Source organism: Microtetraspora sp. AC03309, assembly GCF_020826795.1.
In the GTDB taxonomy this organism is placed as follows: domain Bacteria; phylum Actinomycetota; class Actinomycetes; order Streptosporangiales; family Streptosporangiaceae; genus Microtetraspora; species Microtetraspora glauca.
In genome coordinates, this window is the sequence record NZ_JADDIL010000004.1 from 159,311 (window position 1) to 170,255 (window position 10,945).

At 69.8% G+C, this 10,945-nt stretch carries 8 protein-coding genes; 2 read left to right on the forward strand and 6 right to left on the reverse strand.

The annotated features are described in order from the left end of the window. Nucleotides 1–15: 15 nt before the first annotated feature. The 6 genes from IMZ11_RS03860 to IMZ11_RS03885 form a co-directional block, all read right to left on the reverse strand. Nucleotides 16–1,902, reverse strand: coding sequence for a hypothetical protein (locus IMZ11_RS03860; RefSeq protein WP_228637515.1), 1,887 nt, complete (start codon nt 1,900–1,902; stop codon nt 16–18). 161 nt (nt 1,903–2,063) lie between these two features. After that, the gene (locus IMZ11_RS03865) at nt 2,064–3,185 is read right to left on the reverse strand and encodes a nitronate monooxygenase family protein (protein ID WP_228637516.1); all 1,122 of its coding nucleotides are present in this window, start codon (nt 3,183–3,185) and stop codon (nt 2,064–2,066) included. Nucleotides 3,186–3,320: 135 nt separating this feature from the next. Next, entirely contained in the window at nt 3,321–4,079 is a 759-nt protein-coding gene (locus IMZ11_RS03870; protein ID WP_228637517.1) for a decaprenylphospho-beta-D-erythro-pentofuranosid-2-ulose 2-reductase, read from the reverse strand. 54 nt (nt 4,080–4,133) lie between these two features. Then, nucleotides 4,134–5,471, reverse strand: coding sequence for an FAD-binding oxidoreductase (locus IMZ11_RS03875; RefSeq protein WP_228637518.1), 1,338 nt, complete (start codon nt 5,469–5,471; stop codon nt 4,134–4,136). Then, on the reverse strand, nt 5,468–6,448 hold the full coding sequence (locus tag IMZ11_RS03880) for a decaprenyl-phosphate phosphoribosyltransferase (RefSeq protein WP_228637519.1): 981 nt from the start codon (nt 6,446–6,448) through the stop codon (nt 5,468–5,470). Before IMZ11_RS03880 ends, IMZ11_RS03875 begins: the two co-directional genes overlap by 4 nt. Beyond that, nucleotides 6,448–7,368 carry a DUF3068 domain-containing protein gene (locus IMZ11_RS03885; protein WP_228637520.1) on the reverse strand — a complete coding sequence of 307 codons (921 nt, stop codon included), beginning with the start codon at nt 7,366–7,368 and terminating at the stop codon, nt 6,448–6,450. The genes IMZ11_RS03880 and IMZ11_RS03885 overlap by 1 nt, the downstream gene beginning before the upstream one ends. Nucleotides 7,369–7,613: 245 nt before the next feature. On the opposite strand from IMZ11_RS03885, the gene IMZ11_RS03890 reads away from it, so the two are divergent. Both IMZ11_RS03890 and IMZ11_RS03895 read left to right on the forward strand, forming a co-directional pair. Continuing rightward, nucleotides 7,614–8,834 carry an acyltransferase gene (locus tag IMZ11_RS03890; protein WP_228637521.1) on the forward strand — a complete coding sequence of 407 codons (1,221 nt, stop codon included), beginning with the start codon at nt 7,614–7,616 and terminating at the stop codon, nt 8,832–8,834. Between the two features lie 667 nt (nt 8,835–9,501). Continuing rightward, a partial coding sequence (locus IMZ11_RS03895) for a DUF222 domain-containing protein (RefSeq protein ID WP_228637522.1) occupies nt 9,502–10,945 on the forward strand: 1,444 nt, incomplete at its 3' end.

Consider the following 10,945-nt stretch of genomic DNA (forward strand, 5'->3'; position numbering starts at 1 on the left):
AGAGCTCGCGGGACGTCACGGGGTGGTGCTGGGGACGGGCGTCCCGAGCACCACCCCGGTCACGCACAGCTTCACGTCCGCGTCCGCCAGGGTGAGGCTCATCGCGGCGCCGGTTCCCTTGATGGGGAAGTAGGCCGCCGCCCCCTCCCCTTTCCTCAGGTCGACCGCCACCCGCGCCTCGCCCAGCCGTACGGTGGCCGCGCCGGCCCCGTCGGCGACGTAGGTGAACCCGCCCACGGCGTACTCCCCGTCTGACCGTACGGGGAGCGTCACGGTGTCACCCACCTGCGGGAAGCACGCCATCCCCTTCCCCTTCCCCGGTTCCGGTACGGCGTAGCCGCCGAGGATCCGCAGTGGCACCAGGCTCCGGCCGTCCTCGGCGAGGACCACGGGGGCGGCGGCGGGACGCGGATCACGCATCCGGCTACGCAGCGGCTCCGGGGCGAGCGGGCTGAGTACATGCGAACTGAGGTTGCCCTCGCCGAACCCGTAGATCAGCACGTCTCCCGGGAGCGGCTGCGGATACACGTCGGCCGTCGCCGGAGCCTTCGCGAGCGTCGTCCGTACCGCCTCCATGTAGGCCCGCGCCCGCGCCCGCTGGGCCTCGAACTGCGTGACGTACCCGTCCGCCGAGACGTACGACGCGGCGAGGAACGCGCAGACCAGCACGGCCGAGATCAGCGGTACGGCCAGGCCGCGCGGCGGCCGCGCCCGGTAGGGCCGGGCCTCCTCCTCCACCGGCAGGAGGGTCAGGCCGACGCAGAGGGCGAGCACGACGGCGGCGTCGGCCAGATAGCGGGGTTCCAGCGCCTGCGTCTCGAAGAGTCCGCGCCCGAGCAGCACCGGGACGAGGTCGGCGAGCACCAGGTAGACGACGAGGATCGTCCACGCGCGAAGCGCCCGCGCCCGCAGGGCCGCCGTCGCCAGCGCGTACAGCACGAGCACGGCCCAGGCGAGCGCGATGACCGTCCAGGAGGGCGCGACGAGACCGCCGAACCAGGTGCCGGGGCCGCCGAGCGCCGTCGTGGGGAAGGTCTCGCCCAGGAGTCTCCCGGCGAACCGGGTGCCGGCGCCGAACGCGGGCAGGGTCACCGGCTGGTCGCTGGTGTCGGCCCTGGCCAGGTAGAGCGCCGCGGACGGCACCGCGACCACGACGAGCGCGCCCCACACGGGAAGGGCGCCGCGCAGCGCGGCCCACCCGCCCCGCCACCACGAACCGGTCGCGGAATACGCACTGGTGAGCAGGAACAGCAGCAGCGGGACGCCGATCGCGGCCTTGAGGAAGAACGACGCCAGCCCGAAGAGGAACCAGCCGGCCACGGCCACGACGTGGCGGATCCGCCGGGTGCGCAGGTAGTGCACGTGCGCGGTGAGGGCCAGGCAGATCGCGAGCTGCAACGGCACGGCCTCCAAGCCCGCGGCCCACCACAGCAGGCCGGGCAGGGTCAGCGGCGTGAAGAGGTAGAGCCCGAGCGGCACCAGGATCAGCGGCCGGGCCCCGAACAACACCCGGAGCAGCCGGTACATCGCGAGCGAGGCCGCGGCCTGCATCGCCAGCAGCGCGCCGCTCGCCAGATCCCATCCGAAGGCGTCGATCCTGGTGACGACCCACGCGAGCGCGAACCCGACGGGCAGAAGCTTCGGCCCCCACGGCGCGGTGAGGTAGTCCCACCCGAAGTCCCGCTCGGCGGCCCTGGCGACGAAGGCGAAGTCGTCCCCCCAGAAGTAGCCGCGCGCGAACAACGACCCCTTCCAGAACACCTGCAGCGCGACGAGCACGAGCGCGGCGAGCGGCAACGTCCACCGCCGGAGGAAGGCCACGCTCACCCAGGAGGGCAGCTCGATCTCGAAGCTCTTCGCCTCGGTATCCCCGCCCCCGGCGGTTCGAGGTCTCGGTTCCACCGGCTCCGCTCCCCTGTGAGGTCGGCACACCGCCGCAGCGATACTGGGCCGCGGCGGGCCGAAATCATGCTGGAAGTCACGTTCTACCGCAGATCACCACGATGGGATGAGCACACGGCGATAACGTTTGATCGGAAGCCGGTGGCCCGTTTTCTCCGGGTTCAGTCGTGGCCGTCGTCGGTGATGCGGCCGAGGCGTTCCATGGCCTCGACGTATCCCTCGACCATGTCGAACACGACCTGCTTGGCGGGCTTGACCTGGTTCATCGTGCCGATGATCTGGCCGGCGGGGAACGTGGCGAGCTCACCCGCGTCCGATCTGCCGATCCGGCGCAACGCCTCGGAGACCAGCATGAACTGGAGCGGCATCGGCAGGGTGCCGGGCGACTCCTCCGACTCCCACGCGTCGGTCCACTCGTTCTTGAGCAGCCGGGCGGGCTTGCCCGTCCAGCTCCGCGACCTGACCGTGTCGCGTGAGGTGGCGGTCAGGATCCGGCGGCGGGCCATCTCCGGGGTGTCGGCCTCCTCGACGGTGAGCCAGATGGACCCGGTCCACACGCCGTCGGCGCCGAGGGCCATCCCCGCCGCCATCTGGCGGCCGTCCCCGATGCCGCCCGCGGCGAGAACCGGCACGTCGACCGCGTCGACCACCTGCGGGATGAGCACCATCGTGGAGATGTCCCCGGTGTGCCCGCCCGCCTCGGTGCCCTGGGCGACGACCACGTCCACGCCCACCTCGACCTGCTTCACGGCGTGGCGCGGGGTGGAGGCGAGCGCCGCCACCTTGACCCCGTGGGAGTGCGCCAGCTCCACCACGTCGGCCGGGGGCGGGCCGAGGGCGTTGGCGAGCAGCGCGATCGGATGCCGCAGCGCCACCTCGACCTGCGGCCGCGCGGTCGCGTCGGTCCAGCCGAGCAGCACCTTGGTGGGTTCGCCGCCTTCGAGCGGCGGCACACCGTGGCCGGCCAGCAGATCCTCGACGAACTGGCGGTGCGCGGCCGGGATCATCCCCTGGAGCCTGGCCACCAGCTCGGTCGGAGAGTCGACGCCGAGGTCCGACCCCTCGTAGGAGGCGGGCATGACCACGTCCACGCCGTACGGCCGGCCGCCGACGTGCTCATCGATCCACTTGAGCTCCAGTTCGAGCTCTTCCGGGGTGAAGTTCAGGGCGCCGAGGACGCCCATGCCACCGGCGCGGCTGACCGCGGCGACGACATCACGGCAATGGCTGAAGGCGAAGATCGGGAACTCGATCCCGAACATGTCGGTGACACGTGTCCGCATGGCCTCGACTGTATGTCCGCCCCACCGAGACTGCAACGTGTTCTAGTAAGAAGCTTCGGAGAGTGACGGGAAGCGCCCTGCTACTGATCGGTAACCAGGCGCGCGGAGCATAATAGAACACGTTCTACTCCGACGTCACCGGGGCATGCGCCGCCAGATCGCGCGCGGGAGCAGCCGCATGACCGTGAAGGCCGGCCGCAGCTTCGCCGGCACCCACACCACCTGGGCCCGCGACCTGAGCGCCTCCATCACGGCGTCGGCGACGACGTCGACGGTCACCGACATCGGAGCGGGGGTCATGCCCTCGGTCATCCGGCCGATCACGAACCCCGGCCGGACGACCAGGACCCGCGCCCCCGAGCCGTGCAGGGCGTCTCCCAGCCCCTGGGCGAACCCGTCCAGCCCCGCCTTGGCCGAGCCGTACACGAAGTTGGCCCGGCGGACCCGCACCCCGGCGACCGACGACAGGACCACCAGCGTGCCGTGACCCTGCTCGCGCAGCCGGCGCGCCGCCGCCAGGCCGACCGAGACGTGGCCGCCGAAGTTGACCGCCACGTCCCGCGCGGCGGCCTCCGGATCCTTGTCGTAGGCCGCCTGGCTGCCCAGTACGCCGAACGCCGGGATCACCACGTCGAGGTCCCCCAGCGTGGCCGCGGCCTCCTCGACCAGATCCCCGTGAGTCTCGGGGCGCGCCGCGTCGAAGTCGGTCACGTGCACCTCGGCGCCGAGCGCGCGCAACCGCTCCAGTTCCTCCTCGGGGACCGTGCCGCCGCGCGCCGCCAGCATCACCCGGCTCGCGCCGTCGCGAACCAGGCGCGTCACGATCGCCAGGCCGATCTCGCTCCGGCCGCCCAGCAGCAGCACCGTGTCCACCGAACCCAGAGCGTTCCTCACGCCCACCACTCCTCGTACGTCCTGGTCGTCCTGGTCGTCACGGCTCGTCCCGGCTCACAGGCACAGCCTCCTGGCCAGGTCGGAGCGGAACAGGCCGTCGGGGTCGGCGGCGTCCCTGATCGCGCGCCACTCGTCCAGCCTCGGATAGCTCGCGGCCATCACGGAGGCCGGCATCCGTGAGTCCTTCGCCAGGTAGAGCCGCCCGCCCGCCGCGACGACCCACTCGTCGAACCCGCGCAGCAGCCCGGCCAGCCCGCGCTGGCCCGTCGGGATGTCGAGTGCCAGCGTCCACCCCGGCATCGGGAACGACAACATCCCGGGGGTGCCCGCGCCGAAGCGCTTGAGCACGGTCAGGAACGACACGACCCGCCGCTCGGACAACGTGGAGACCACCCGCCGCAGGGTGTCCTCGGCACCGAACGGCACCACGAACTGGTACTGGACCAGGCCGCGTGAGCCGTACATCCGGTTCCACTCGCCGACGCCGTCCAACGGGTGGAAGAAGGGGGTGATCCCCTGGATGAGGCCCCGCCTGGCGTTGGGCGCCTTGCCGTACCAGACGGCGTTGAAGGCGCCGACCGTGGCCCGGTTGAGCAGGCCGTCCGGCACCCAGGGCGGCGCGACCAGGCGCGGACGCGGGGCGAAGGCGAGCGGGTCGCCCCTGACCTCGCCGCGCGTCGCGTGGTCGCCGCGCGTGAGCACGCTCCGGCCGGTACGGCTCCCGCGCGCCATCAGGTCGATCCAGGCCACGGTGTAGCGGTAGCGGTCGTCGGTCGTGGTCATCACGTCGAGCGTCTCGTCCAGGTCGCGGGTCCGCTCGACGTCCACCCGCATCCGGGACGTCTCGATGGGGACGCACGAGAAGGTCGCCTCGACGATCACGCCGGTCAGGCCCATGCCGCCCACGGTCGCCCAGAACAGGTCGTCGTCCGGCCCGAGCACCCGGGCTCCGCCGTCGGCCGTGACCAGTGTCAAGGAGCGCAGGTGCGCGCCGAACGACGAGTCGACGTGATGGTTCTTGCCGTGGACGTCGGCCGCGATGGCCCCGCCCACCGTGACGTACCTGGTCCCCGGCGTGACCGGCACGAACCAGCCGCGCGGCACCAGGGCGGTCATCAGGTCGTGCAGGCTCGTCCCCGCCGAGGCGGTGACCTCGCCCGCCTCCGGATCCAGGGTCCAGGACGCCGGGAGGGCGGTGCAGTCCAGCACCGTTCCGCCCGCGTTCTGCGCCGCGTCGCCGTACGCCCTGCCGAGGCCGCGTGCGATGAGGCCACGCCCGGTCCCGGGTGCCGCGGTCTCCTTCAGCAGCGCCGCGACCTCGTCGGCCGAGCCGGGGCGCGCGAGCGCGGCGGAGGTCGGGGCGGTGCGTCCCCAACCGGTCAGAAGCGTCATGTCAGGTAGATCCCGATGGCGAGCAGGAGGAGCAGCAGGACGAGGAACAGCTGCAACGGCCGATCCCGGAGGGCCAGTTCCTCAGGTTCCTCCCCTATGCCGCGATCCACAAGTAGGGCATGCCTCAGGACGACGAGGACGAACGGGACGATGCTCAGCGCGTAGAAGCCGAGCGCCGTTCCCTTGTGCTCCTGCAACGCCCACAGGCAGTACGTCACGATCATCGCGCCCGAGGTCATCGAGCGGACACCGGACAGATAGGACGTCGTGTACACGCTGAGCGTCGAGCGGGTGCCGCGGGACTTCCCGGCGTTCCGGCTGTTCGCGGCGTTTGTAAGTTTCACCCCCTTCCGCTCCTGGGCCCGCAGCTCGGCCTCCCGCTTGCCCGCGACCAGCAGGAGCGACCCGAGCGTGATCACGACCAGGAACCAGCTCGTGACCGGCACGGCCACGGCCACCGCGCCCGCGTACGCCCTGACGACGTGGCAGCCCGCCACCGCGACGAGGTCGACCACCGGCTGGTGCTTGAGCCAGATCGTGTAGGAGAAGGTCAGCGCGAGATACCCCGCGACGACCAGGCCGAGCCGCCATCCCCCGGCCAGGCCGACGGCGAGACCGGCGACCAGCAGCAGCACGCCGGTGATCCGGGCCACCGGGACCGGGACGATGCCGGCCGCGATCGGCCGGAACCGCTTGCGGGGATGGTTGCGGTCCGCCTCCGCGTCGGCGGCGTCGTTGAAGAGGTACGTGGCGCTGGCCGCCAGGCAGAACGCGGCGAACGCGATGAGCGAGTCGCGGACACCCGGCCAGGTCGTGAGCACCCCGGCCGCGGCCGGAGCCGCGAACGTCAGCACGTTCTTCAGCCACTGCCGGGGACGGCAGGCCCGTACCAGGCCGACGGCGAGAGACCTCCCCACGCGAACGCCCGCCGGTGGCGGAACCACCGGCGGGCGAACTGGAGCGCTCTTGCGGCTCATCAGGCGTCGCGGGACGAGGGGACGCGCAGTAGCAGGACCCCGCCGAGGACGAGGGCGATGCCCACGATCAGCGAGACCAGCGGAATCGTGGTTCTGATGAGGGTGATCTGGCTCAGGTTGTCCCTGACCGTGCCGACCAGATCGCTGACGGACTTCGGGGTCATGACCGCGGTGGCGATGAACGCGGGCTTCCGCTCGACGCCGTCCTTGGTCTTGAGCACCTCGTGGCGCTGCTGCTCCTGCTTGACCGGAGCCCCGGTCGCGGGTTCCACCCAGTACGTGTTCACGCCGTCGTACACGCGGTCGACCTGGACGTCACCGGTCTCGGTCATGCCGAGCACCGCCGCGGGGGCGCTGAGCGTCTCGATGACCGTCGGCGGCACCTTCTGCACGAACTTGTAGACCGGCAGGCCGTTGATCGTGTCCTCGCCCGCGAACGTCGCGTCGTACGCCGCGTGGGTCGTGGAGTTGAAGACCTTGTACGTCTTCTTCTCGACGCCGAAGGGGAAGAGGTAGATCTGTCCTTCGAGCTGCACGGGCTCCGTGTCGACGTTCGCGCCGCAGCAGTTCACGCCGACGCCGTCGTACTTGTTGAACGCGCTGCGGAACTGCGTCAAGGAGATGAGCGGTCTCTGGTTGGTGACGTCGTTGACCGCGGTGACCTGGTCCCAGACGACGTGGTCGTCCTTCGCCTCCTTGACGTCGCCGCGTGTGGTGACGGTGATGTCGAGCGTCCCGGTGAGCACCTTCAGGTCCTGCTTGCTGAAGTACTGCGCGTTCTCCGCCGTGAGGGTGGTGATCCCCCATTGGTCGGCCGGGGCCTGGATCAGCTTGCCCGCCGCCTGGAACTTGATCAGTGGTGCGAGAACGATGAAAAACGCGCCGACTGCCAACAGAACCACACCAACTAAGCGGCGCATCGCTCCTCCTGGGGGGCGGGGGTATCGTCTGCCGTTTTGTTCTGAAAACCGGTTCTATTTCGCGATATGTTAGTGCGCAGAGTGATCCACGTCACGAGGGATGCGGAAAAGTGACCGAAACAGGTTCTAGCGACGGGCCGCGCTCCTTCCCTCGTTCGGTCCTCGGCCGCCCTTCCCTGGCGGGGTCGGGAGCCGCGTCGGGAGGACCGGGAGCCGCGTCGGCGGGGTCGGAAGGGCCGGCGGACGTGGGCTTGCCCTCCATCGCGGGGCATCAGACGTCACTCGACGGCATCCGCGCCGTCGCGGCCTTCGGCGTCCTGCTGTTCCACGTCTCGATCGAAACCGGCGTCGCCCTGCGCAGCGGATTCTTCGGTGGGCTGCTCGCCCGGGGCGAGGTGGGCGTCCCGATCTTCTTCACGCTGTCCGGGCTGCTGCTGTACCGGCCGTGGGTCCAGTCCGTGCTCGACGAACGGCGTGAGCCCGACACGCAGACCTATCTGTGGAAGCGGTTCTTCCGCATCATGCCCGCGTACTGGCTGGTCGTCACGGTCGCCCTGCTGCTGTGGGCGGACGCCCATCGCACGGACGCGTGGACCTGGACCGAGATGCTGCTGCTCCTCCACAACTACGACATCGACCACTGGTGGTTCGGTCTCGGGCCACGAGGGCTCGGCCAGATGTGGAGCCTGTCGGTCGAGGTCGCGTTCTACCTCACCCTGCCGATCATGGCCGCGTTGCTCCGGGCGTACGCGACAAGGGGTGGCGTCGCGGATGTCGGCCGTCGCGCGAAGCGACTCCTGATCGGACTCGCCGCCCTCGGGGCGGTTTCGTACATCTACACGATCTTCGAGTTCTATCCGGAGTATCGGCCCTGGATGAATCTCTGGCTGCCGCGCTCCTGGACGTTCTTCGTCCCCGGCATGATGCTCGCGGTGATCGCCGTGTGGGCGCGCCTGGAGGACGGGTGGCCGCGCCGCTTCGCCCACGCCATCACGTCATCGACCGGGACACTCTGGCTGATCGCGGCTCTGGCGTATGTCATCGCGGCGACCCCCGTCACCGGCGCCCGCTTCGTGGGCATCGACGGCCTGTGGACCGGGCTGTTCGAGCAGATCCTCTACACGACCGTGGCGTTCTGCCTGGTGGCACCGGCCGCGCTACAGCCCGACCGGCCGAACGTCGTGCGCTCCCTGCTCGGCAACCGGGTGATGAGCTACCTCGGCCGGATCTCGTACGGCGTGTTCCTCTGGCAGTTCGTCGTCCTCTATCTCTGGTACGACTTCACCGGCCAGCAGACCTGGACCGGTGACCTGCTGCTCAACTTCGTCCCGGTGGCTTTGATCACCGTGCTGGTCGCGCATCTGACGTACCGGTTCGTCGAGGAACCCGCCCGCCGCCTGATCCGGTACGTGAACCCCCCGCGGCGCCCGGCGCCGAAGGAGCCGGCCCTCGAACCGGTCCCGTGAGCACGGCTCCTCGCACTGCGCCGAGTTCCACGCGACGACGGAACGGCAACACGGCCCGGAGCATCGACCATGGCGGCTCTTCGACATTGAGGGAATGACTGACCACCAGCGCCGTTCATCTTCGGATAGTCGCCGTTTCCTGGATCTCTGGTCCACCGTGAGCGAGGTCCGTCAACCGCAGGGAGCCGTTCTCCACCTTCGGCTCCTGATGCCTTCGCCCCTGCTGTGGACGAGTGCCGCTGGACTGCGGCCGGCCAGCCGACCGATCCGCCGTACGCACCTGAGGTCCCGCTGGGGAGTCCCACCCCGCCGTACGCGCCTGCCGCTCCCCACCGCCTCGCGCTCCTAGAGCTCCCCGTCACCTTGCCGCTCTCAGCTCCTGGGGTTCCACCTCGCCCACCGTCGAACACCACCCTCTGCCTCGCCGCTGTCCTCCGTCCCCTATTACTCCCCGCCCGTCCCTTGATCCCCACCGCCACTCATCTCTCGGGGGCCACCACCGTGCCTCGCCCCCGATGCGTGAGTACGGGCCAGAGCCGAGACCCAACGAAAACAGGCCCCAATAGTTATTGAGAACGGAATTGTGATTCCAGGTTAATATCTCTCAGATTCCTCGCGAGACCGTTCGGAGGGCGTTTTTGTCGGTGGTGATTGTTAGCGTTGCAATGTGAATATCGAACGGCAGCCGATCCCCGACGGCCTGGGCGACATGCCCCCAGGCGTGGGGCTGGCCGCCGTACTGGACGGGATCGATATCGCCAGGCTGGACGGCTTCGACGCCGTGATCGTGATGCAAGCCTACGCCCGCCTCGAAGCACACGTGCAGGCCCGCAAAGCCGTCGTGATGGCCGAAGTCGGCCTGTATGAGATTTCCGTCTCCGGCATGGAGAAAATGCCCGAGCCGGACAAGAATTCCCCCGACGAGATCCGGGCGGCGTTGCGTCTCACCCGCCGCGCGGCTGAACGTGAATACGGTCTCGCCTATGACTTGAAGGTGCGTCTCCCGGCTGTGCGTGACGCCCTGTCGGCCGGTCTGCTCGATAAGGCGCGGGCGGTGGTGTTCTGCGACTGGCTGGAAGACGTCCCCCTCGAACTCGCCCGAGCGGTCGCGGCTCATCTGCTGCCCAAGGCGGCGAAATGGACGACGAGTGAGCTCCGGGAGAAGATCAAGAAACTCTTGATCGCGGCCGATCCGACCTGGGCCCGCCGTAAGTACGAGCGGGCTGTTCACCAGCGGCGGGTGATCGGGGTACGGCATGCCGACGGTTCGGCGAGCATCACCGGCCAGCAGTTGCCGGTGGATCAGGCGGCGGCCGCGATCGCCCGGGTGGACGCCATCGCCGTACGAGCGAAGAAGTCCGGCCTGCACGCCCCGATCGACCAGGTGCGGGCGGATGTGTTCCTGGGTCTGCTGGACGGCAGCATGTCCGGCCTGGACGACGACGCCATCATCGCCGTCCTGTTCACGAATGCCGCCCGCAAACGGGCTGGTGACGAGGACGACTACGACGACCAGCTCTCCGACGATCCCTTCGATGACAGTGGCATCGACGACAGCGCCGACCTCTACGACACCTGCGACGACACCGACGACACCGACGACACCGACGACACCAATGGGGACGGGGAGAACACCCGGCGCTCCGGCGGCCTCCACGACCTCCAGCACGCCAACGGCGCGAAGGACGGCGACGTTGACGACACCGTCACCGGAGCGAGCCCCTCCAGCCCTGCCGATCACGGCGACGGCACCGACCCCTGTAACTCGTCCGGCGATCCCGGTGACACTGACCCTGATACGGGATGCTCAGGCTCCGCCCATGGTGACGGGCCCAACAATGGTGGCCCCACCGGTCCTGTCTCCGGCACCGGTTCTGTCTCCGGCACTGGTTCTGGGCCTGCTGGTCCTGCCGGCCGCACTGGAGCCAGTGCCGGAAGTGTTTCGGGTGTCCGGGGCGGCAACCTCGGCGCGAGCGCGAGCGCGAACGCGAACGCGAACGCGAACGTCAGCGTGAGCGTGAGCGCGAGCCCGAGCCCGAGCCCAAGTCCGAGCGTGAGCCTGGCGGGCAGGGTGGGCGGCAGCCGCGACGACAGCGCGGACCTCAAGAACG